Origin of the sequence: Aeromonas sp. MR19, assembly GCF_963899305.1 — a bacterium.
Taxonomy (GTDB): Bacteria; Pseudomonadota; Gammaproteobacteria; order Enterobacterales; family Aeromonadaceae; genus Aeromonas; species Aeromonas bestiarum.
The window spans coordinates 34718-56314 of the sequence record NZ_CAWQWZ010000008.1; the positions used below are offsets into that span (position 1 = coordinate 34718).

22 protein-coding genes are annotated in these 21597 nt (G+C 57.3%); 11 read left to right on the plus strand and 11 right to left on the minus strand.

Annotated elements, in window-relative coordinates; genetic code table 11:
* The first annotated feature begins 87 nt into the window (after positions 1-87).
* The 9 genes from AACQ95_RS04705 to putP all read left to right on the plus strand — a co-directional run bounded on the left by AACQ95_RS04705 (position 88) and on the right by putP (position 10222).
* Entirely contained in the window at positions 88-684 is a 597-nt protein-coding gene (locus tag AACQ95_RS04705) for a LysE family translocator (RefSeq protein WP_241280756.1), read from the plus strand.
* A gap of 115 nt (positions 685-799) precedes the next feature.
* Positions 800-1390 (plus strand): LysE family translocator, encoded by a 591-nt coding sequence (locus tag AACQ95_RS04710; protein WP_241280757.1) that lies wholly within the window; start codon positions 800-802, stop codon positions 1388-1390.
* Positions 1391-1511: 121 nt separating this feature from the next.
* A complete protein-coding gene (locus AACQ95_RS04715; protein ID WP_103472508.1) occupies positions 1512-2204 on the plus strand; it encodes an aspartate/glutamate racemase family protein in 693 nt (230 codons plus the stop codon).
* A 420-nt stretch (positions 2205-2624) separates the two neighbouring features.
* Positions 2625-3731, plus strand: coding sequence for a 1-acyl-sn-glycerol-3-phosphate acyltransferase (locus AACQ95_RS04725; protein ID WP_043138660.1), 1107 nt, complete (start codon positions 2625-2627; stop codon positions 3729-3731).
* Between the two features lie 303 nt (positions 3732-4034).
* On the plus strand, positions 4035-4505 hold the full coding sequence (locus AACQ95_RS04730) for a YhcH/YjgK/YiaL family protein (RefSeq protein WP_043138662.1): 471 nt from the start codon (positions 4035-4037) through the stop codon (positions 4503-4505).
* Between the two features lie 221 nt (positions 4506-4726).
* Positions 4727-5926, plus strand: a complete 1200-nt coding sequence (locus AACQ95_RS04735) for an acetate kinase (RefSeq protein ID WP_043138665.1) — start codon at positions 4727-4729, stop codon at positions 5924-5926.
* Between the two features lie 134 nt (positions 5927-6060).
* Positions 6061-7317, plus strand: a complete 1257-nt coding sequence (locus AACQ95_RS04740) for a mechanosensitive ion channel family protein (protein WP_241280758.1) — start codon at positions 6061-6063, stop codon at positions 7315-7317.
* Positions 7318-7488: 171 nt separating this feature from the next.
* Positions 7489-8415, plus strand: coding sequence for a L,D-transpeptidase family protein (locus AACQ95_RS04745; protein ID WP_146047139.1), 927 nt, complete (start codon positions 7489-7491; stop codon positions 8413-8415).
* A gap of 289 nt (positions 8416-8704) precedes the next feature.
* Positions 8705-10222 carry a sodium/proline symporter PutP gene (putP, locus tag AACQ95_RS04750; RefSeq protein ID WP_241280759.1) on the plus strand — a complete coding sequence of 506 codons (1518 nt, stop codon included), beginning with the start codon at positions 8705-8707 and terminating at the stop codon, positions 10220-10222.
* Between the two features lie 216 nt (positions 10223-10438).
* Here putP and AACQ95_RS04755 read toward each other — a convergent pair whose 3' ends face one another.
* From AACQ95_RS04755 to AACQ95_RS04780, 6 genes are all read right to left on the minus strand, one after another.
* The gene (locus tag AACQ95_RS04755; protein WP_241280760.1) at positions 10439-10897 is read right to left on the minus strand and encodes a hypothetical protein; all 459 of its coding nucleotides are present in this window, start codon (positions 10895-10897) and stop codon (positions 10439-10441) included.
* Between the two features lie 219 nt (positions 10898-11116).
* Positions 11117-11698: a hypothetical protein gene (locus tag AACQ95_RS04760; protein ID WP_241280761.1), complete on the minus strand. Its 582-nt coding sequence runs from the start codon at positions 11696-11698 to the stop codon at positions 11117-11119.
* 1177 nt (positions 11699-12875) lie between these two features.
* A complete protein-coding gene (locus tag AACQ95_RS04765) occupies positions 12876-13367 on the minus strand; it encodes a hypothetical protein (RefSeq protein ID WP_241280762.1) in 492 nt (163 codons plus the stop codon).
* Between the two features lie 147 nt (positions 13368-13514).
* Positions 13515-14042, minus strand: coding sequence for a hypothetical protein (locus AACQ95_RS04770; RefSeq protein WP_241280763.1), 528 nt, complete (start codon positions 14040-14042; stop codon positions 13515-13517).
* Between the two features lie 573 nt (positions 14043-14615).
* On the minus strand, positions 14616-15200 hold the full coding sequence (locus tag AACQ95_RS04775; RefSeq protein WP_241280764.1) for an MliC family protein: 585 nt from the start codon (positions 15198-15200) through the stop codon (positions 14616-14618).
* A gap of 124 nt (positions 15201-15324) precedes the next feature.
* Positions 15325-15687: a DUF2061 domain-containing protein gene (locus AACQ95_RS04780; RefSeq protein ID WP_241280766.1), complete on the minus strand. Its 363-nt coding sequence runs from the start codon at positions 15685-15687 to the stop codon at positions 15325-15327.
* 183 nt (positions 15688-15870) lie between these two features.
* Between AACQ95_RS04780 and AACQ95_RS04785 the strand changes: the two genes are divergently transcribed.
* Positions 15871-16077: a hypothetical protein gene (locus AACQ95_RS04785; RefSeq protein WP_241280767.1), complete on the plus strand. Its 207-nt coding sequence runs from the start codon at positions 15871-15873 to the stop codon at positions 16075-16077.
* A 103-nt stretch (positions 16078-16180) separates the two neighbouring features.
* Here AACQ95_RS04785 and AACQ95_RS04790 read toward each other — a convergent pair whose 3' ends face one another.
* From AACQ95_RS04790 to AACQ95_RS04800, 3 genes are read right to left on the minus strand one after another with little or no spacing between them, the layout of a single operon-like run.
* Entirely contained in the window at positions 16181-17050 is an 870-nt protein-coding gene (locus tag AACQ95_RS04790; protein WP_241280769.1) for a 23S rRNA (adenine(2030)-N(6))-methyltransferase RlmJ, read from the minus strand.
* Positions 17044-17505 (minus strand): DUF2390 domain-containing protein, encoded by a 462-nt coding sequence (locus AACQ95_RS04795; protein ID WP_043557661.1) that lies wholly within the window; start codon positions 17503-17505, stop codon positions 17044-17046. Before AACQ95_RS04795 ends, AACQ95_RS04790 begins: the two co-directional genes overlap by 7 nt.
* A complete protein-coding gene (locus AACQ95_RS04800; protein ID WP_043557662.1) occupies positions 17498-19408 on the minus strand; it encodes an ABC transporter ATP-binding protein in 1911 nt (636 codons plus the stop codon). The genes AACQ95_RS04795 and AACQ95_RS04800 overlap by 8 nt, the downstream gene beginning before the upstream one ends.
* Positions 19409-19561: 153 nt before the next feature.
* Between AACQ95_RS04800 and AACQ95_RS04805 the strand changes: the two genes are divergently transcribed.
* The gene (locus AACQ95_RS04805) at positions 19562-19972 is read left to right on the plus strand and encodes a CBS domain-containing protein (protein ID WP_043138697.1); all 411 of its coding nucleotides are present in this window, start codon (positions 19562-19564) and stop codon (positions 19970-19972) included.
* A gap of 85 nt (positions 19973-20057) precedes the next feature.
* Here the strand turns inward: AACQ95_RS04805 and AACQ95_RS04810 are convergent, their stop codons facing one another.
* Together AACQ95_RS04810 and AACQ95_RS04815 are read right to left on the minus strand one after the other, a co-directional pair.
* Positions 20058-20513, minus strand: coding sequence for an NfeD family protein (locus AACQ95_RS04810; RefSeq protein WP_042869488.1), 456 nt, complete (start codon positions 20511-20513; stop codon positions 20058-20060).
* Positions 20510-21433 (minus strand): SPFH domain-containing protein, encoded by a 924-nt coding sequence (locus AACQ95_RS04815; protein WP_043138703.1) that lies wholly within the window; start codon positions 21431-21433, stop codon positions 20510-20512. Before AACQ95_RS04815 ends, AACQ95_RS04810 begins: the two co-directional genes overlap by 4 nt.
* Positions 21434-21597 lie beyond the last annotated feature (164 nt).

The following is a 21597-nucleotide window of genomic DNA, read 5'->3' on the forward strand; positions in this document are numbered from 1 at the left end:
GTTCGCAATATAGCGTGAATTTACACCCAATAACAATCAAGAATGGCACATTGTATCGATACAATGTGTGCAGTTCAGGAGTCAATGATGACGATAGAATGGTATGCCACCCTGTTTGGTTTCGCCGTGCTCACCTGTGGCACGCCGGGCCCCAACAACCTCATGCTGACCGCCTCTGGCGCCAACTTCGGGGTGCGCCGCACCCTGCCGCACCTGATGGGCGTGGCTGTGGGTCAACCCGTGCTGCAACTTGTGCTGGCGCTGGGGCTCTATCCTCTGTTCGAGCGCTGGCCCCTGCTGCGGCTGGGGCTGCAGATCTTCGGCAGCCTCTATCTGTTGCTGCTGGCATGGCGCATCGCCGTGGCCGGTGCCCCCGGTGATCCGGCCAGACGCGCCCGTCCGCTGACCCTGCTGGAAGGGCTGGGATTCCAGTTTCTCAATCCCAAGGCCTGGATGATGGGCATCTCCGCCATCAGTCTGTTCAGCCTGACCGGGGTCAGCTACTGGCCGAGCCAGCTCGCCGTGATGACCATGTTTGTGCTGGTGGCCCTGCCGGTCTGCTTTGTCTGGGTCTTGTTCGGCCATCAGCTGAGCAACTGGATCTGCACGGATCGGGGCTGGCGGCGCCTCAACGGCTCCCTCGGTGTGCTGACGGCGCTCTGTGTAGTCATGCTCTGGTATTGAGCCGCACCGCGCTGGCGGGCAAGAAAGAGCCATTTCTGACTTGTCGCCGCGGGGCTGGCTCTGCATATTAGAAGGCTTGCCGCCGAGCCGGCGTTTGTATCACCAAGAGGTTGAGATGGATCTGAACTGGTTGTTTCCCCTGGCGGGCTTTGCCCTCATCACCTGCGGTACGCCGGGCCCCAACAACATGCTGCTCACCAGTGCCGGGGCGGCGCAGGGCTTTCGCCGCACCCTTCCCCTGCTGGTGGGGGTAGTCGGGGGGATCAATCTGATGATCCTGGCCACGGCGCTGGGACTTGGCGTCATGTTTGAAAAGGTGCCGCTGCTGCACGACGGTCTCAAGCTGATCGGCTCGGCCTACCTGCTCTGGCTGGCCTGGAAGGTGGCGACCGCCAGCGGCCCGGCCGAGGGCAACCGGCCGCTCATCCCGGCCCATCAGGGCGCCATGCTGCAACTGCTCAACCCCAAGGCCTGGATGATGGCGCTCTCCGCCATCAGCGGCTTCACCCTGGCGGGAGAGGCCTACTGGCCCTCCGCTATCTGGGTGCTCGGCATCTTCTTCGTGACCGGCCTCTATACCGGTGCCTTCTGGGTGCTGTTCGGTGCCCAGGTGCGCCGCATCATCCACACCGCCCGTGGCTGGCGTCGTTTCAATCTGGGCATGGGGATCGCCACGGCGGCCTGCGTGCTGATGATCTGGATTTAGTCCGGGCCTGACCTTGAGCCCGGGCCTTTACCGGCTGTCTTGTTGGCCCTGCGGGGCCTTTTTTATTCCATTGGCGACGTGGTGAGCGGCGCCCTCTGTTCGGTTTGTACAAGGAGGTCCCATGAAATGTATCGGTCTGCTGGGTGGCATGAGCTGGGAGTCCACCGTCAGCTACTATCAGGCGCTCAACCGGGGCGTGCGGGCGCGGCTCGGCGGCCTGCACTCGGCGCGGGTGCTGCTGAGCAGCGTCGACTTTGCCGAGATAGAGCGGTTGCAGCACGTCGGCGACTGGCCCGCCACCGCCCGCCTGCTGGCGGCAGAAGCGCGGGCCATCCAGGCCGGCGGCGCCGATTTCTTGCTGATCGGCACCAACACCATGCACAAGGTGGCGCCCGAGATTGAGGCCGCCATCGATATTCCGCTGCTCCATATCGCCGATGCTACCGCCCGTCGCCTGCAAGTTGACGGGATACAAAGGGTCGGGCTGCTCGGTACCCGCTTCACCATGGAGCAGGATTTCTACAAGGGGCGGCTGCAGGACAAGTTCGGGCTGGAGGTGCTGGTGCCCGGTGAGGCGCAGCGGGAGCGGGTGCACCGCATCATCTATGACGAGCTCTGCCTTGGCGACATTCGCGACGCATCGCGGGCCGAGTATCTGGCCATCATAGCCGGGCTGGCCGAGGCGGGCGCCCAGGCGGTGATCCTGGGCTGCACCGAGATTGCGCTGCTGGTGGGGGATGCCGAGGCCGCAGTGCCGCTCTACGACACCACCGCCATCCATGCCGAGGCGGCGGTCACCCTGGCGTTGGCCTGATGGCAAGCGGGTGAGCCAGATGGTGGAGGATGCCCGGGCCGCGGTGCCGCTCTACGACACCACCGCCATCCACGCCGAGGCGGCGGTGAGCCTTGCGCTGGCCTGAGGGCAAGCGTATGAGGCAGATGGTGGAGGATGCCCGGGCCGCGATGCCGCTCTACGACACCACCTCCATCCACGCCGAGGCGGCGGTGAGCCTGGCGCAGCCCTGCTGGAGCACAAGGACACCGGCATGATGATATTGTTCACGGTGGAAGAGTAAAAAGATGGCCCGAACGGGGCCATTTGTTCATTTCACTGGTCAGATCTCACTATCTACGCACATCACATACCCCTTGGCATAAAAGCGTGTAAAATTGCGCCCTGAATTTCCCGGCCAGCGCGCGCTGGCCGCGACTCCTTACATGCAAGGCAGACACTGTGACAGAAGTAGATAGATTCGCGGACATTCGCCCCTACCGCGATGAAGAAGTGCCGGCAGCCATAGAACGGCTGATCCGGGATGATGAATTCGTCGGCGCCATCGCCAAGTATCGTTTCGGCTCCCTGATGAGCTGGCTGGGCTGGGCCATACGCCCGCTGATCCGCCAGTTCCTGCGCTACAAGTGGTCCAAGGTGACCACCATCCATCAGGTACAGATGGGCGTGACCCGTTACATGTCCCGCATGATTGCCACTTCCACCAAGGGAGTGACCTTCTCGGGGATCGAGCATCTGAAGAAGGAGCAGGGCTACCTGTTTGTCTCCAACCACAGGGACATCGCCATGGATCCGGCGTTCGTCAACTGGGGACTGCATACCCACGGCTTCGATACGGTGCGCATCGCCATCGGTGACAACCTGCTGCGCAAACCCTGCGCCACCGAGCTGATGAAGCTCAACAAGAGCTTCATCGTCAAGCGCTCCGCCAAGGGGCCGCGGGAGATGATGAAAATGCTCGGCGAGCTGTCTGCCTACATAGGCCAGTCGGTGCACGAGGGTCACTCCATCTGGATCGCCCAGAAGGAAGGGCGCGCCAAGAATGGCGATGACAAGACGGATCCGGCCATCCTCAAGATGTTCTACGTGGACGGCAAGAAGCAGAAAATCGACTTCGTCGACTACATGCGCAGCCTCAACATAGTGCCGGTCAGCATCAGCTACGAGCTGGATCCCACCGACAAGGCCAAGGCGCGCGAGCTGTACGAGAAGTCGGTCAACGGCAGCTACGAGAAGGGCGAGTTCGAGGACATCGAGAGCATAGTCGCCGGCATCGTCGGCCAGAAGGGGCGGGTACACGTCTCCTTCGGCGCCCCCATCACCGAAGGCTTCAGCGATCCGGACGAACTGGCGGCGCTGATCGACAAGGCGATCTGGGGCAACTATCGCCTCTTCCCGGGCAACTACCTGGCCGCAGATGTGTCCGGCAAGGCCAATACCATAGAGCAGGCGGCCTTCCTGACTCGTCAGTCAGAGGTGCCACAAGAGCACAAGGCCATCTGGCGCGCCATGTATGCCAAGCCGGTGGAAAACGCCCGCAAGGCTTGAATGACACCGGTTGTGCGAAAAAAACGGGAGCAGATGCTCCCGTTTTTGCGTCTGGTCAAAGTCGGCGGCGATGGAGTAGTGAATAATATTGTTTCAGCTGGTACGATCACTGGGCGAATACGCTTGCGCCTCTTGGCAAGCTGCGGATGAGTGTGTAACAGTGGCCTCATCACGCTCGGCACGAGCAAATGCTCTACTCCTGTCTGCACGGATTGCAGACGGTGTGACACAAGGACCTGAACAGGGTCCTTTTTCATTTTGCGGCAAAGATGTCGCCTGAATACACCTAAGGATCCGCTCGCCATGATCACCGGCAGTCTGAATACCCTGCAGCGCACGCCGCTGCCCGCCCCGCTGGATAGCATCATGGCCGAGGTGGTGAAGAGCGTGGAACAGTGGCTGAATGCGCCGCTCGGCAAGCGCGAGATCGACGGCCTCACGCTGTTCTGTCTGGTGAGCGAAGAGCTGACCGAGCCGGCCGCGGATCGCCGTGGCGAGTTCCATCAGCAGTATCTGGATATCCAGCTGCTGTTGCGTGGTGAAGAGTGGATAGGGGTCGGGCCTCATGCTTATGGCAATGAGGGTGCCGATCATCCCCATCCCGATCTCTGGTTCGTCGACGACGAACAGACCAGTTATCTGGCGTTGCAGCCCGGCGACTTCGCCATCTTCTGGCCGGGAGAACTGCATCGCCCTCTCTGTACCCCCAACCAGCCGGCTCAGGTGAAGAAGCTGGTGGTCAAGGTGCACAGGGATCTGCTGGCCGGCCTGTAACCGCCGGCGCAGCCTGGCCAAGATGAGTGCACTGAATCATCAGGATCCGCATTCGACGTGTGGCCAAGATGAGTGCACGACATCATCCGGATTTGCACTTAACGTATTGAAAAATTGGGCGCACTTTCCTGCGACCATAAGCCCCCGGCAGGGGAATCCCATCCACTTCTGGATGACACGACACTGTCGGCATAAAGCCGAAGCACAGGAAGATGTAGAACATGAGCAAGTTGGTATTGATCCTTAACTGCGGTAGCTCTTCCCTGAAATTTGCCGTAATGGACGCCGAAACAGGTGAGGACATGCTGTCCGGCCTGGCCGAATGCTTCAATCTGGATGATGCACGTATCAAATGGAAACTCCACGGGGTCAAGGGCGAAGCCATGCTGGGAGCGGGCGCCGCACACCAGGCTGCCCTCGACCATATAGTGGGTCACATCCTGCCCCAGGATCCCTCTCTGGCCGAGCAGCTGGTGGCCATCGGCCATCGCATCGTGCACGGTGGCGAGCAGTTCTCCCGCTCCGTTCGCATCGATGATGGCGTGATCGCCGGCATCGAAGCCGCCATTCCGTTCGCTCCCCTGCACAACCCGGCGCACCTCATCGGCATCCGTGCCGCGCTCAAGGTCTTCCCGGCCCTGGTCGAGAAGAACGTGGCCGTGTTCGACACCGCCTTCCATCAGACCCTGCCGCAGGAAGCCTATCTCTACGCGCTGCCCTACAAGCTCTACAAAGAGAACGGCATCCGTCGTTACGGCGCTCACGGCACCTCCCACCGCTTCATCGCGGAAGAAGCCGCCAAGGCGCTGGGCAAGCCGCTGGCCGAGCTCAACATCATCAACTGCCACCTGGGCAACGGTGCCTCCGTCTGCGCCATCAAGAACGGCGAGTCCGTTGACACCTCCATGGGCCTGACCCCGCTGGAAGGGCTGGCGATGGGCACCCGTTGCGGCGACATAGACCCTGCGGTGGTCTTCTTCATGCACGACCAGCTCGGTTACAGCGTGGACGAGATCAACCACACCCTCACCCGTGAGTCCGGTCTGCTGGGCCTGACCGAGGTGAGCAGTGACTGCCGCTATGTCACCACCAACTATGCGACCGACGCCGGTGCCAAGCGTGCGCTGGATGTGTTCACCTACCGGGTGGCCAAGTATGTCGGTGCCTATGCCGCCGCCATGGAGGGTCGTCTGGACGCTCTGGTGTTCACCGGCGGTATCGGTGAAAACGCCGCCATGGTGCGCGAGATGGTGCTGGATCGTCTGGCCCTGTTCGGCTTCAAGGTAGATAAAGAAGCGAACAATGCCGCCGTGCTCGGTGGCGAGGGACCCATCACGGCCGAAGGCAGCCGCCTGGCGCTGGTGATGCCCACCAACGAAGAGCTGGTCATCGCCCGCGATGCCCTGAGCCTGGTCGGCTAACGCCACCTCGCCCTGAATCAACGCCCGGCCTGTGCCGGGCGTTGTCGTTTCCGACCCCTGGTTGAGCGGCTTGTCATTTGACATGGGGTGGCAGATACGTACCCTGACGACTGTTTCACGCATTGGAGGTAGGGATGAAGGAGATGTTTTTTCACTGGCTGACCGGCATGGGGATCGAAGTCAGCAGCCTGATGGCACTGGTGATCGCCCTGGGCTTTATCGTCCTTACTTCGCTGGTGCTGCACATGCTGTTGCACCGGGTGCTGCTGGTGCGGCTGGTTGGCATCCTCGGCAAGACCAAGCAGGTGTGGCTGCCGCCCCAGCTGCAACAGCGCCTGTTCTACCGGCTCGCCTTTGTGCTGCAGGGGGCCGTGCTGCTCGGCCAGGCCGAGATCTGGCTGCCGCGCAAATCCGAGAGCCTGCAGTGGATCGAGATGCTGGCCCAGTTCTGGATCCTGCTGTTCCTGCTGCTGGCGCTGTTCGCCCTGCTCGACTGCATGCTGTCGGTGAGCCGCTACACCCGGCTCGGACGGGATCTGCCCCTGCGCGGCATCTTCCAGGGGGTGAAGCTGGTGGGCAGCATACTGGTCGGCATCCTGATGATCTCCCTGCTGCTCGGCAAGTCACCGCTGTTCCTGTTCAGCGGCCTGGGGGCCATGACAGCCGTGCTGATGTTGGTGTTCAAGGATCCCATCCTCGGCCTGGTGGCGGGGATCCAGCTCTCAGCCAACCGCATGCTGAGCGTCGGCGACTGGCTGCAGATGGACAAGTACGGCGCCGACGGCGAGGTGACCGACATAGGTCTCACCACCGTCAAGGTGTCGAACTGGGACAAGACCATCACCACCATTCCCACCTATGCCCTCATCTCCGACTCCTTCAAGAACTGGCAGGGGATGACCGAATCCGGCGGTCGCCGCATCAAGCGCAGCGTCAGCATCGACATGACCAGCGTGCGCTTCCTGAGCGCGGAGGAGCAGTTGCAGCTCAAGCAGGCCCAGCTGCTGGCGCCCTATCTCAGCCGCAAGGAGCAGGAGCTGAGCGTTTACAACCAGCAGCTCAGCGATGCCTTGAGCTGCCCCATCAACGGGCGTCACCTCACCAATCTGGGTACTCTGCGCGCCTATCTGGACGCCTACCTGCGGGCCCATCCCGGCATTCGCAAGGACATGACGCTGATGGTGCGCCAGCTGGCGCCGACTACTGACGGTTTGCCGCTGGAGATTTACTGCTTCACAGCGACCACCGCCTGGGCTGATTACGAAGGGATCCAGGCCGATATTTTCGACCATATCTTTGCCATCATTGAGCAATTTCATCTGCGGTTGCACCAATCTCCCACAGGTTACGATATGCGCACCTGGCAACGGGGATCCGTCAGCAACGGCTAAAACCGCCCGGCGGCGCACGGGGGCATAAAATCCTGCGTCGCCGCCCCATTTGCTTGTTGAATTTTGGCCAAGAGAGGAGAAAAATGGCGGCCTTCTCTCCGCCCCCGGACCGCCCAGCCGATCCCGGGTCAGCCCAGAGTCTTGAACCACGTCATCCATTACAGGAAAGTTATGAAGCTCCTTCACAATACTGCGGCCGCTCTGTGCTGCAGCCTCGTCTTGGCCGCCGCGCCAGTGCTTGCTGTTGAATATGCCCTGCCTGCGGCCAACAGCCGTCTGGTGGGTGAAAATCTGGAATACGTGGTGCCGGCAGAGGAAAATGGCCAGCCGCTGGAAGCCGCTGCCGCCAAATTCCAGCTGGGTCTGACCAACATGCTCGAGGCCAACCCCAAGGCGGATCCCCTGCTGCTGCAGGCTGGCGAGAAGCTCATAGTGCCGCATCAGCTGATCCTGCCGGATGCCCCGCGCGAGGGGCTAGTGCTGAACGTGGCCGAGATGCGCCTCTACTACTACCCGAAAGGCAAGAAGGTGGTGGAAGTGCTGCCCATCGGCATCGGCCAGCTCGGCACCGACACCCCGGAAAACTGGGTGACCAGCGTGCAGCGCAAGAAGGCGGGCCCGACCTGGACCCCGACCGCCAAGATGCATGCCGAGTATGCCGCCCGTGGCGAGAGCCTGCCGGCAGTCTGGCCCGCCGGCCCGGACAACCCCATGGGGCTGTTTGCGCTCTACATCGGCAAGATGTACGCCATCCACGGCACCAATGCCCAGTTCGGCATAGGTCTGCGGGTGAGCCACGGTTGCGTGCGCCTGCGCAACGAAGACATCGAATACCTGTTCAAGAAGATACCGGTCGGCACCCGAGTGCAGTTCGTGAACCAGCCGATTAAAGCCTCGGTCGAGCCGGATGGTCGCCGTTATCTGGAAGTGCATCAGCCGCTGTCCCGCAGCCAGGAGGAGTTCAACTCCAGCCTGCCGGCGCCGCTGCCGATGACCCCGGCCGTGACCCGTTTCATCGCCCATGCCGACAGCGATTCCCAGCTGGTCAAGCAGGCGCTGGAACAGCGCAGCGGCATGCCGATCGCGATCAATCGCTGATCCCGGCGCCAATCGTCTCTAGCCCCGGCCACTGGCCGGGGCTTTTTTTTACCGCCATGCCGGGCCGGGTCAGGGGGGAGGGCGCCCCGATAAGCGGTTGCTGCGTCAGGATAAAATCCGGCTGATTGCTCCTTGAGTGGTTCGTTAGTTAAAGATGAAACGTTTATATTGTGTTTTTTATTTGTTAAAAGTGGTTGAGGTCATGGGATCTGCTGATTAAGCTAGGGCGGTTTTTTAAGGAAGAGCCCGTCGTCAGAACGGGTACACACGTCACATAACGGAGTTTTGAATGACAGCCAGTACACCCATGCTTATCACCTTTCTGGTGTATATCCTCGGGATGGTGCTGATCGGCTTTATCGCCTATCGCGCCACCCGCAACTTTGATGACTACATACTCGGCGGCCGCCGCATGGGGAGCTGGGTCACCGCCCTCTCCGCCGGGGCCTCCGACATGAGCGGCTGGCTCTTGATGGGCCTGCCGGGCGCTGTCTTCATTGGCGGCATCTCCGAGAGCTGGATCGCCATCGGCCTCACCCTGGGGGCCTATCTCAACTGGCGCTGGGTCGCCGGTCGGCTGCGGGTTCACACCGAGAAGAACCGCAACGCCCTGACCCTGCCGGACTACTTCACCTACCGCTTCGAGGACAAGAGCCGGGTGCTGCGCATCCTCTCCGCCCTGGTGATCCTGCTGTTCTTCACCATCTACTGCGCCTCCGGCGTGGTGGCCGGTGCCCGCCTGTTCGAGAGCACCTTCGGCATGAGCTATGACACCGCCCTCTGGGTCGGTGCCGCGGCCACCATCACCTACACCTTCTTCGGTGGCTTCCTCGCGGTGAGCTGGACCGATACGGTGCAGGCCACCCTGATGATCTTCGCCCTGATCCTGACGCCGGTGTTCGTCATCATAGCGGTGGGCGGCATAGACACCGCCATGGTGCAGGTGGCGGCGCAGAACGCCAGCAACCTCGACATGTTCAAGAACCTGGACTTCATCGCCATCATCTCGCTGATGGCCTGGGGCCTGGGCTACTTCGGCCAGCCCCACATACTGGCGCGCTTCATGGCGGCGGACTCCCACCACTCCATGGCCAATGCCCGCCGCATCAGCATGACCTGGATGGTGCTGTGCCTCGGCGGCGCCGTGGCCATCGGCTTCTTCGGCCTGGCCTATTTCTCCACCTTCACCGAGCAGGCTGCCGGCGTCACCGGCAACCCGGAGCGGGTCTTCATCGAGCTCTCCAAGATACTGTTCAACCCCTGGATTGCCGGCGTGCTGCTCTCCGCCATACTGGCGGCCGTGATGAGTACCCTGAGCTGCCAGCTGCTGGTCTGCTCCAGCGCCATCACGGAAGATCTCTACAAGCCCTTCCTGCGCAAGAACGCCTCCCAGAAAGAGCTGGTGTGGGTCGGTCGCATGATGGTGCTGGTGATTGCGCTCATCGCCATCGCCGTTGCCATGAACCCGGAGAACCGGGTGCTGGGGCTGGTGAGCTACGCCTGGGCAGGCTTTGGTGCCGCCTTCGGCCCCGTGGTGCTGCTCTCAGTGCTCTGGTCGCGCATGACCCGCAACGGCGCCCTGGCGGGCATGCTGGTCGGTGCCCTGACCGTCATCGTTTGGAAGCAGGTTGGCTGGCTGGGGCTCTATGAAATCATCCCGGGCTTCCTCTTCTCCGGTCTGGCGATCCTGGTGTTCAGCCTGCTGGACAAGGCCCCCTCCAAGGCCATGCTGGATCGCTTCGACGAAGCCGAGCGCGAGTTCCAGACTCCGCCGGATGCGCTGGGCGAGCCGGTCGCCGTCAACTGAGTCGGCCACCCTGGATAACAAAAAGCCCCGCGATGCGGGGCTTTTTAATAGAGTATTGGAAAGGGCGGGGCCCAGACCTCTGTAAACGAAAATAGACCTAGCCGAGAGCTTGGATTGAATTGGTCATGATAATAAGACTATTGCCGGTATCTGTTACAGCAAGACACCGCCTTAAGGCCGGTGTCAGGTGATTAGTTGATCTGTAGATGCCAGAAATTAAAAATCACTACTTGATGTATTTCGATGCTTTAACTTGGCATCGATTTTATCAGAAAGACCTTGAAAATCGTCCAGTTCAAAAGGGGCGTAAATACGCTTGAGGCTGTTGGTTCGAATGACCATGCAATCGACGATAAGCACTTTTCCCATGCTGACCCCCACCATCTCGGTATATGGTATGGATACTTTTCGGAAAAATCGGTTTCTACCTACTACATCCTCAGATCTCAATTCGACGGAAAACAATCTGGACGCTTGAGCCATTACGAACAATACAACAAAGGATGCTAGCAGGATTTTTAAATATTGGTAAGAGAGCCAAGAGCCAAACTCCATGTCGAGTTGGGTCTTGTATGTACTTAGGGCAACAAATCCGGCAAAAATTAATGTGATAAATATAAAGAGCCGCTTGCTCATGGAGAGTAATGGTTGTTTCCAATTTAATGAATATTTCATTGTTTATTCCAGCTGGATGAAAATAACGTCCACTTAATCAGTGAATGGCAGAGGAACTCCGCCTTGTCAGGAAATTTTGCTATCGAGATCGTGGGTTCTCCGGATTTTTTTGGGGGGCCGATTTATTCGCGATTGTCCGAATACACTTCGCTATTCGAACCTACGAGCTGAGTAGTGTCTAGCTGGATAAGGTGGGTGTCCCAGTATTTATTTTTAAAGTTAAAGATTCCTTAAGAGGAATATAATTGATTTTATGTCTTCCCATAAGTTACTTTCTTTATTTTTAACATATGAGGAACCTGCATCAATGCCATTTCTTAGCTCCATGTATAGAGTAGCGTCCATTCCGGAACAAGACTGGGTGCTATTCTTTTTCTTTCTTATACCTGTAACTTTTTCTTGAATGAGGTCTATTTCATATAAATAATCAACGCAAAATGATGAACTATCAACAAAGGATACGTGAGTATCATCCCATTCTAGTATTTTAAAGGAATCAAGAAATACATGGAGCATATCGCCACCCATTACGATGGCTGTAGCACCTGAGCAACTCTTTGTTTCCCCATGGCATTCTATTGTGGAAAACTGTAAGGGAAATGCCTGTTCTTGACCTTTGATGAACCAAGTGCCCTCGACCTGAATGTGTCCACTCTCTGCTTTATTATAATGAATGTATAGATTATTTGGTGGAAGAGTCACAGGTGAGGCATGGAGTAGGATTAATGTTATAGTAATTAATTTGTAGATTAATGCTGCCATAAAAAAGAAAGTGCATCCTACAATCACCTTGGTTTTCATTTGTTATTATTCCTGTTGTATTTGACATCAATGAATAGGTTGTAATACATCGTCATTCAATAATGCGGTATTTGGGACACCCACATTATTGATGGCAGAGATTTCCAACTGAGTGGTGTCTAGTTGGAAAAGTTGGGTGCCCCAATATTTTTTTCCATTGATACTCCGTACTTTATATAATTAACGCCGCCAGCACACGCGGCTTTGTAGTGAAGGCGAAGCCGGAAAAGCCGTCACCGTGCCTGGCCTTGTTATGCAAGCTACAGCGCATTGATCTGTTTTTGCAGTGAGGATGTGAACTCTCTGATATCCTCTATTGCCTGATAAAGATCTTGAGCATTTAAATTAATTGGCTTGTTATCTTTGCTGTAGCCATTTCTGTGTACAATAGCATGCCGTAAAATGGTGATTTTAGATACCTTGTAAATATCGAGCTGTAATTTTACACCAAGAACCTGTTCATAAACTTTCTTCACTTTAGGAATGTTATGAAACAAAATTTCTGTAGCGTGCTTTCAAGCTAAGTTGCAAATGCTTAAATCTGTTTCAGCCAGTTCAGCCAGTTCAGCCAGTTCAGCAAGCGAATATTTCGTTTTACTTACTTCTTCTACATTTCTGATTGCATTATGCAAAAAGTCTTCTCACTCGGTAATCAGAGCTTTTAAAATGTCACCCAGAAATGATTCCAAAAGGGTCACTGCGTAGGCATGCGACATTTTAACAACGATATTTTAGTGCAACATGAAAGCCATTTTAGTTGCATGGCTGAAATTTCTTTCAGCCATTGTTTTAAACGCATTTAACTCACCTAAAAAAAACCTATGAATATTGGGCGAACTATTTTCTTTCAACCATTTTAGTTCGGCTTCCCATTCGGTCTTCTCTAATAAATGGTCTTGATAACTCGAATATTCACTTGCCAAGTGCTGCCACTTATCCGAGTCTTCATCAAGCTGATCATCACTTAACCTTTCGCGAATCCATTTTTCTGCTCGCTCGTTTGAATATCAAACAAGAATTCTTTAATTGAGCTAAAATTTTACTCCTCTGATGACATGCTGCATAACACTAAGCTCAGCAGTGAATTGTATGTGGTGGTTTTTGGCATAAAATGAGCGCAGCGAATGCCAAAAAATGCCACATACAATTCATCGGCTGCCGCGCCTTGTTAGAAGCATTACGCTGTAAGAACCTGAATTTCGTGCGAGAATTCTAATGCATTCAAATCTGTAGTTTTATAGTTCTCACCTGTTGTACCTTGACAGATAGGTAATGCACCAAATTCCTTTACATGTACCCTCAAAAACCGACGTTCTATATCTTCTCTATTTTCATTTTCGTCGAGGATGAACACCCTTAAGCGGATACACTGGCCATTCCAATAATAACGGGACAACGAATAGATTGTTCCAGAATCACCACCAGTCTTGGCAGTTGTACTAATATGCTGTGCAAATCGCTTACCAGTAGGCTCTGATGGCCGAAAAGCCTCTCCAATATAAATTACATTACCTGATTTTTCAGGATATTCGATCGATCTACCAACCAATGTATATATATACACAACACTAACATTTTTCGCCAGATTTGGATCTCTCTGAAGATCAAGCAAGTACTGCCTATCAGTGTCAGTACCAATCTGAATTAGCTGGTCTTTATATTTATTCATTAAATATCTCGCAATCAACCTACAGACTTCTAACGCCCTGTTAAGGGGTGAGCAGCGCAATACCAAAACCGCCGCATACCACCTTAATCACTAAACTCAACGCATAGTAAAAATGCCACGCGTTGCGAATCCCTCTTGAACAGTTTGTTATGCTTTTTTAGCTTGTGAAATGTAAGCCAAAATTAATGAGTCTAAAATTTTCTCTTGGCTGAAAAGTGATTTAGGATATTTAGACTTAAATTTCAATATTGAATTATCTAATGAACCATTCAGTAAAACTGACTTTTGCTCTTTTTTTAGAGTGTTAATAATTTCATCAGATTTAATGATTTTATCAGCAATATCATTACCAGAAATAGTAGGCAGACGATAAAAATCTCTGACCATAGAGTCGAATATAGGAAACGAACTATCAATCATGTGTATGAGCTTTGTGATGAATGAAAACTGAAAGCTTTCTTTCGAGTGATTAGCATCAACGGTTAAGTTGCTAAGGCTCTGACACACATTTAGGAAATCAATTTCAGTATCGTTTTTATGTTCCTCTAAGTATTTAAAGTAACTATCATTGAATTTTGAATCTGGCGATATATACCTCATAACCCAATAACTTCTATATTTTTTCTGATAATTCAAATCTACAGAGACATCACATAAATGAAGATTCTTTTTCAACCAATCGTATGTTGAGACATGCTGTGGATTCAAGTTAATTATTATGTTATCGATATTACTGTTAATTTTCGTATACAAAATAAACCTCAAATAGTGAATAGAATGGAAGCATAACAGTGATTAGATGGAAGGCGGTACTAACGCGTTAGTAGTGCCTTCCATCTAACTCCGCTCCGCCCTGATATAGGGCATCAACAATTATATTTTAAATCAATCTATTACCTACTGGTCTCTGCAACTGAACGTGTTCGCTTGACCTCCTCTTTTTGCTCCAGCATTACGACTGTGTATAACAACAGTGATGAGGCAAGCGCTGGCAAGGCTACCGCCCCTGAATTTCAGCCTCCAGTCTGCTGCGTTTCACCAACGGGATGGGGTTGGCATGGCTCATGGGAGACTCCGACGAGGTGTGTGTTGCCATTTGGCTATAGTAACGCCCCTTGGATGGGGGAAAAGGGGGCTGTGAGTTATTTCTGAGCAAGATCAATAAATTAATAGATATGGCGAGAGCAGAGGGGGCGGGCAGGAGAAGGCGGCGTGGATGCCGCCGCCCCCAAGTGATCGGCTTCTGGATTAGCGCTGCGTGCAGGTGAGAGTTGGCTGGCCGACACGCTCCAGCCTGGCTTCGCCCCCCTTGGTAAACAGGGTGAGGTTTTGCCCTTCATAACGGGCGCCGCTGGCGCTGGGGGCTTCATAGGCGAGCACCTGTTGCTGGCTATCCCCTTCGCTCAGGTTGATCACGGCGGCGGGCAGCTTGGCATCGTTGTAGAAGTAGGTGGAGAGGGTGACCTTGTTGCCGCACTGGTAATCGACTGGCGTCGGCACCGTCAGCTGGCCACCTTTCACCTGTAATTCGGTGATGCGCATCTGGTAGCTGGCGTCGATGCACTGACGCGGATCCCTGTCTTTCCAGCATTCGTTGCGACCCTTGATCCAGCCGCGCTGCATCGCCTTCTCCGTCTTCGCCTGTTCGGCGGAGAAATTGGCGATCGCCTTGGGGTAGAGCGCCGCGAGTTCGTTATCCAGCGCCGCCAGCCCGGCATTCTCGCAGATAAGTTGTTCGGCGGCGCCGTGGGCCTTGGCACAGTCGAAGGAAGGGGTAGCGGCACAGGCCAGCAGAGGGGCAAAGATAAGGGGGCCAAGCAGCAGCTTGTTCATCGGAAAGACTCCAGTAAAAAGAGTGGGATACCCGGCTACTAGAGCACAATGTTGCAGGGCCGCCGAGCGCTTTTTCACACTTGGCGGCCCCGGTTGGCAGAGCTGATCCGGTGCAGGCCCGGACTTATGCCAGCGCCAGTTGCTGGCGGGCGCGCCACAGACGCTCGTGGAAGAAGAAGACGACTGTGTTGATGGCGGGCTCTATCGTCGCCATCACGCCGCCGGTGAGCAGCTCGCCGCTCAGCAGGTAGGCGACCCCGAAGGCCACGGAGAAGTGCACCAGGGCGAAGCTGCTGGTCTTGGCCTGCAGGCTGTGGCTGGGCTTGAACTTGTGCCAGCCGAGATCATGGAAGTAGAAGGCGACCGTGTTGACGGCGGGCTCTATCAGGGCGATCAGGCTGGCGGTGAGCAGCTCACCGGTCAGCAGGTAAGCCAGGGTAAAGGCCACGATGAAGTGCAGGGCGGCAAAGCTGATGGTCTTTTTCATGATGGTGGCTCCCTCTGGTGATGACAGCAGTATCCGCCAGAATGACATCAAATGAAAATCATTCTCATCTAATGGTTGGATAGGGAGAACCTATCAAGGGGGATGGATCTGCCACCATGATGGGGCCTTGCCCAAGGCCGTCACACCGCTAGACTGGGCTTTTTCCATGAAAAAGGAGATTTCATGACGATCAACTCTACCCTGTTTGGGCAGTTCATCTTGCTGCTGATGATCATCGTCGGCGTCCTTGCTTGGCGACTGGCCCGTCGCAAGAGTCGGCATCCCGTGCTCATCACCTTCCTGTGCGTGCTGCTTTGCCTGGCACCGCCCTTTGCCATATTGGCCTTGCTGATATTGGCGCTGAAACAGGATCTGCCCGCCCGCGCATAAGGGCTGTACCGGTTGTCGCACAAACACAGGCCGCCGCACCAATAGAAAAAGCCCCATGATGGGGCTTTTTGTTTTTAAGCTCGGTTGCAGCGTGGGCGCGGGATTAATCCTCGGCCTTGTTCAGCCACTCGACCTTGTAGTGGGCACCGGCGCCCTGGGCCAGTTTGGCGCACAAGGGTTTCAAGAAGGCTTCGATCTGCTCGGCCAGCATCCAGGGGGGGCTCACTATCAGCATGCCTGAGCCGTTCATGCCCCAATCGGCGGTCTGACCGGCCACTTCCAGCTCGGCCACCAGGACGTTGCCGAAGTTCTCCCGCTTGATCGCCTTGAGCATGTCGCGAGACTTGTCCGCCTCCTGACCCAGGATGGGATACCAGAGCGCATAGATGCCGGTCGCCCAGCGCTTCTGCGCCTTTTTCAGGGTATCGACCACGGCGAAGTAATCTTCCTTCAGCTCATAGGGCGGGTCTATCAGTACCAGTCCACGACGCGGGGTCGGCGGCAGCAGGGCTACCAGCCCCTCGAAACCGTCACGGTGGTGGACGGCGACACGAGGGTCGTAGCCCATGTTGGCGCGCAGGTCTTCCACCTCGTTGTTGTGCAGCTCCATCAGCGCCAGCTTGTCCTGCTCGCGGGCGAGGCGGCGTGACAGCTCGGGGGAGCCGGGGTAGTAGTGCAGCTCGCCACCGTTTCCTTCTTGACCGGGGTTCATCTCTTCGATGACGCCGAGATAGGGGGCCATGGCAGACCACTGGGCCCGTTCATCCCACAGCCGGCCTATGCCGTCGGCGTATTCCGCCTTCTTCTGGGACCAGTCGCCGCGCAAGTCGTAGAGACCGCCGCCGGCATGGGTGTCCAGCACTATGAAGGGTTTCTCCTTCTTCTTGAGGGACTCGATGATCAGGGCCTGAACGGCGTGTTTCAGCACGTCGGCGTGGTTGCCGGCGTGAAAGGCGTGGCGATAGCTCAGCATATTAGATCTCTGAGGGGGCCCTGCTGAGCCCCCAGTAACGATAGATAGTTCAACAAATTGTGGCTCTTGCCCCGAAACAGGGTGAGGCTGCGCAGCGTCTGCAGCAGGACGCCCTGCTGCAGCCGTTCCAGCTCCAGCTCGTGGGCCAGCATGGCCTGATACTCTTCCTCATCCAGCCGCGACTTGGCGCTCTGGCGCAGGGTACGCCAGGGGGTCAGTACCGCTTCGGTCTGCACCAGCGCAGGTTGCAGATCGGTCAGGTCGACCTGGATGTCGGTCTGATCCAGCCGGTGCAGCAAGAGCGCCAGATTGACGTTGCCGCCCTGCGCCTGCACGGTCAGCCAGTCCTGGCTGCGCTCGCCATAGACCTTGCCGCTCCAGTGCCAGAAGCCCAGCGGCGTCGGCAGTTCGTGCACGGCGACCCGCTCGGCCGCCATCAGCTGTTCGTCACGCAAAGAAGGCCTGCTCCATGGTTTCCAGCTCCTCTGAGAGGCTCATCCACTCCAGCTCCACCCCTTCCAGCTCCTCCTTGATGGGGCCCTGGGACTTGAGCAGTTCGGAGAGCTTGTTCTTGGCACTCTCTTCGTAGATGGCGGGATCGGCCAGCTGTTCTTCCACCGCGGCCAGCCGGGTCTGCAGTTTTTCCATGCTGGCTTCGAGCTTCTCCAGCTTCTGGCGCAGGGGCCGGGTCGCTTGCCGGAACTCCGCCTCGCGCCGCTTCTGATCCTTGCGCGCCAGCGCCGAGTTGGCGGAGATGATGCCGTCGCTTGGCTTGGCGTTGGCCTCTTTCTCCTGCTCGCCGAGCCACTTGTGGTAGTCGTCCAGATCGCCGTCGAAGGCTTCGACCCGGCCTCCGTGCACCAGATAGAAGTCATCCGTGGTGGTGCGCAGCAGGTGCCGGTCGTGGGAGACCACCACCATGGCGCCCTCGAAGCCTTGCAGCGCCATGGTCAGGGCGTGGCGCATCTCCAGATCCAGGTGGTTGGTCGGTTCATCCAGCAGCAGCAGGTTCGGCTTTTGCCAGGTGACGAGGGCCAGCACCAGCCGCGCCTTCTCGCCGCCGGAGAAGGGGGCCACCTTGTCGAGCGCCTTGTCACCGTGGAAGCCGAAGCTGCCCAGATAGTTGCGCAGCTCCTGCTCGGACTTGTCCGGCGCGAGGCGGGCCAGGTGATCGAGCGGGGTATCGTCGAGGCGCAGTGTCTCCAGCTGATGCTGGGCGAAGTAGCCTATGCTGACCCCGGCGCTCACCTCCAGCTTGCCAGACAGGGGGGGATTGGAGCCCGACAGCATCTTGATGAAGGTGGACTTGCCGGCGCCGTTGCGACCGAGCAGACCGATGCGCGAACCCGGCACCAGGTTCATCTTGATCTTCTCCAGGATCACCTTGTCACCGTAACCGGCGCTGAGGTTCTCCATGGCGATGAGCGGGGTCGGCAGGGCCGACGGCTCGCGAAACTCGAAGCTGAACTCGGAGTCGGCGTGGGCGGGCAGGAGTTTCTCCATCCGCTCCATGGCTTTGAGGCGACTCTGGGCCTGGCGGGCCTTGGAGGCCTTGTAGCGGAAGCGGTCCACATAGGCCTGCATGTGGGATACCTCCCGCTGCTGCTTCTCGTACATGGACTGTTGCTGGGCCAGCTGTTCGGCGCGCTGCAGTTCGAAGTCGGAGTAGCCGCCTGTGTATTCGTTCAGCTTGCCGTTCTCGATGTGGATGATGCGGCTGATGACCGAATCGAGGAAGTCGCGGTCGTGAGAAATCAGCACCAGCGTGCCCTGATAGCCCTTGAGCCACTTCTCCAGCCAGATGACGGCATCGAGATCCAGGTGGTTGGTCGGTTCATCGAGCAGCAGCAGATCGGAGCGGCACAGCAGCGCCTGGGCCAGGTTGAGGCGCATGCGCCAGCCACCGGAGAAACTCCTGACGGGTGACGCGAGCTGATCGTCGCTGAAACCCAGACCGTGCAGCAGCTCGGCGGCGCGGGCCCGAATGCTGTAGGCGCCTATGGTGTCGAGCTTGCCGTGCAGCTCGGCCACCAGGATGCCGTTGTCATCCAGCTCAGCCTGGGCCAGCTGGGCCTCCAGCGAGCGGAACTCCTTGTCGCCGTCGATCACGTACTCCAGCGCGGAGCAGTCAAGGGCCGGCGTCTCCTGGGCGACGCCGGCGATCTGCCAGCCGGCGGGCAGGCTGAAGCTGCCGCTGTCGATGGCCAGCTCGCCCCGTACCAGTGCAAAAAAGGTGGACTTGCCACAGCCGTTTTTACCCACCAGGCCCACCTTGTGGCCCGGGTGTATGGTGGCGGAGGCGTTGTCCAGCAGCTTGCGGCCGCCGCGGATCAGTTCGATTTGACTGGCAACTATCATGGATGGGGTCTGCTTGCTCAAATGGAGGAGAAAAACTGGCGCGGATCTTACGTGAAATGGCGCAGATTTGCACTTGAGGTGGGGGGCTCCCACTGGCTGGGGGGGCAAAAACATGCCATAACAGAGAAATCAGCCAGGGTTGGGGAGGTTAGCATGCTTATCAGGGACATAATGACGACCCGGGTCGCCACAGTTTCCATGGATGACAGACTCACTGTCATCAAGGATATCTTCGAGCAGGCTCACTTTCGTCACCTGCTGGTGCTGGAGGAGGAGGAGCTGGTGGGGGTCATCTCGGACCGGGATCTGTTCCGCGCCATCAGCCCTTACCTCGACTCCGAGGCCGAGATGAGCCGAGATACCGAGACCCTCAATCGGCGCGCCCACCAGATCATGAGTCGCCACCCCGTCACCATAGCTCCCCAGCTGCCAGTGCGCGACGGCGTCAAGATGATGCTGGAGAAGAATGTCTCCTGCCTGCCGGTGCTGGAAAATGGCGCCCTGGTCGGCATCATCAGCTGGAAGGATCTGCTGCGCACCGCCCTCGACAGCGACGCCTTCTAGGCACGCCGGCGCAGGTCGGCAAGGCAATGAAAAAGGGCTCCGTGGAGCCCTTTTTATCGGATGTGCGTGGTGATACTCGTGCGCCTCAGGGCAAGGGTTCCACCAGCAGGATGTGGGAGTCCGCCCCCACCACCTTGACCCGACTGCCCGCGGTGAGCGGCACTGGGCTGCGCACAGTCCAGACGGTGTCATCCAGATGCACCCGGCTTGTTCCCTGCACCACATCATCCAGCAGGGTCAACTCACGGCCCAGATAGCTCTGCATCCGCTCATTGATGGGGGCCGCGGCATCCTGACCCGAGCTGTCCTGCCGGTGCTGCCAGCGCCACCAGGCCCAGGTGGTGAGCAGGGATTGCACCGCAAACAGCAGCAACTGCGCCTGCCAGCCGAAGGGCCACAGCAGCAGGATCAGGCCGACTTCCAGCGCGGCTATGCCGGTCCAGAGCAGGAAACCCACCGAGCTCATCACTTCTATGGCCAGCAGCACGAAGCCGAGCCCCAGCCAGTGCCAGTGGGTCAGCCCCTCGAACAGGGCTGTCATGACTTGCTACTCTTGCCGTCCTTGTTGAACAGCTCGGCCATGCCGGCGACCGAGCCAATCAGGCTGCCGGCTTCCAGCGGCATCATGATGATCTTGCTGTTGGGGCCTTCACCTATGCGGGCCAGCGCTTCGGTGTATTTCTGGGCCACGAAGTAGTTGATGGCCTGCATATCCCCTTCCGCTATAGCTTTTGAGACCATATGGGTCGCCTTGGCTTCCGCCTCGGCGGCCCGCTCCCGCGCTTCGGCGGCGAGGAAGGCGGCCTGACGCTCACCCTCGGCCTTGAGGATCTGGGACTGCTTCTCGCCTTCGGCTTTCAGTATCTTGGACTGGCGCACCCCTTCGGCTTCCAGCACCTCGGCCCGTTTCTGGCGCTCTGCCTTCATCTGGGCGTTCATGGCTTCCACCAGCGCCAGCGGCGGGCGTACATCCTTGATCTCGATCCGGGTCACCTTGATGCCCCAGGGGGCGGTGGCGGCATCCATGGTGCGCAGCAGCTTCTCGTTGATGGTGTCGCGCTGGGAGAGCATCTCGTCCAGCTCCATGGCGCCGAGCACGGTCCGCATATTGGTCATGGTGAGATTGCGGATGGCGCTGGGGAGATCGTTGACCTCATAGGCCCCCTTGCGGGCATCGACCACCTGCACGAAGCTGATGGCGTCTATGGTGACGTTGGCGTTGTCGCGGGAGATCACCTCCTGCGCCGGGATATCCAGCACCTGCTCCATCATGATGATCTTGTGGCCGACCCTGTCCACGTAGGGGATCAGCAGGTTGAGACCGGGGGAGAGGGTGCGGGTGTAGCGGCCGAAGCGCTCCACTGTCCAGTTGTAGCCCTGCGGCACTATCTTGATCCCGGCACTCAGGGTGATGATCACCAAGAACACGAAGATCCCCAGCACAATCAATGACTCATTCATTATTAAGCTCCTTATGAAACACTTTCACTAGCCTATGGCCTGGCGCCGAGCACCACAAGGATGTTCGTTCGCCTTTGTCATCATACGGCTTTGCTAATTACTAAAACGCATTAAAAAGCATTTTTTATTATTTTGAGGGATAAGCAGCCCTGCCTATAGTCGCC